Annotated in this window: 1 protein-coding gene; it reads left to right on the top strand. The window is 63.4% G+C overall.

Annotated features, from left to right (window positions below):
• A partial coding sequence (gene leuB / locus BLJAPNOD_RS35315; RefSeq protein ID WP_115418902.1) for a 3-isopropylmalate dehydrogenase occupies positions 1 to 979 on the top strand: 979 nt, incomplete at both ends.

The raw sequence follows: 979 nt of genomic DNA, 5'->3' as shown, positions 1-979 counted from the left end.
GTCGGCGGCTCGGCTTACGATGCCCACGGCCAGGCAATTTCGGAAGGGGACATGGCAAAGGCGCTCGCCGCCGACGCCGTGCTGTTCGGCGCCGTCGGCGGTCCGAAGTGGGATGCAGTGCCCTACGAAGTTCGCCCGGAAGCCGGCCTTCTGCGCCTGCGCAAAGACCTGCAGCTGTTTGCAAACCTGCGTCCGGCCATCTGCTACCCCGCCCTTTCCGCCGCATCGTCGCTGAAGCCGGAACTGGTCGAGGGCCTCGATATCCTGATCGTGCGCGAGCTGACCGGCGGTGTCTATTTCGGCGAGCCGAAGGAAATCATCGACCTCGGCAACGGCCAGAAGCGCGGCATCGACACCCAGGTCTACGATACCTACGAGATCGAGCGCATTGCCGGTGTTGCCTTCGAACTGGCACGCACCCGCAACAACCGCGTCTGCTCGATGGAAAAGCGCAACGTCATGAAGTCGGGCGTGTTGTGGAACCAGGTGGTGACCGAGACCCACAAGGCGAAGTACTCCGACGTTCAGCTCGAGCATATGCTGGCCGATGCCGGCGGCATGCAGCTGGTGCGCCAGCCCAAGCAGTTCGACGTCATCGTCACCGACAACCTGTTCGGCGACATGCTGTCGGACGTGGCGGCGATGCTGACCGGTTCGCTCGGCATGCTGCCTTCGGCCTCGCTCGGCGCACCGGATGCGGTGACCGGCAAGCGCAAGGCGCTTTATGAGCCGGTACACGGTTCGGCACCCGATATTGCCGGCAAGGGCATCGCCAACCCGATCGCCATGATCGCGTCCTTCGCCATGTGCCTGCGCTACTCCTTCAATCTTACGAAGGAAGCCGACAACCTGGAGAAGGCAATCGCCACCGTGCTCGACAAGGGCATCCGCACCGGCGACATCATGGCCGAAGGCGCACGCCAGGTCGGAACCGTCGAAATGGGCGAAGCCATCCTTACCGAGTTCAAGGCTCTTTCGG

Origin of the sequence: Ensifer sp. M14 (assembly GCF_003355565.1) — a bacterium.
GTDB lineage: Bacteria > Pseudomonadota > Alphaproteobacteria > Rhizobiales > Rhizobiaceae > Ensifer.
The sequence above is the reverse complement of the archived record's forward strand: the minus strand, read 5'-3'. Positions and strand labels throughout refer to the sequence as shown.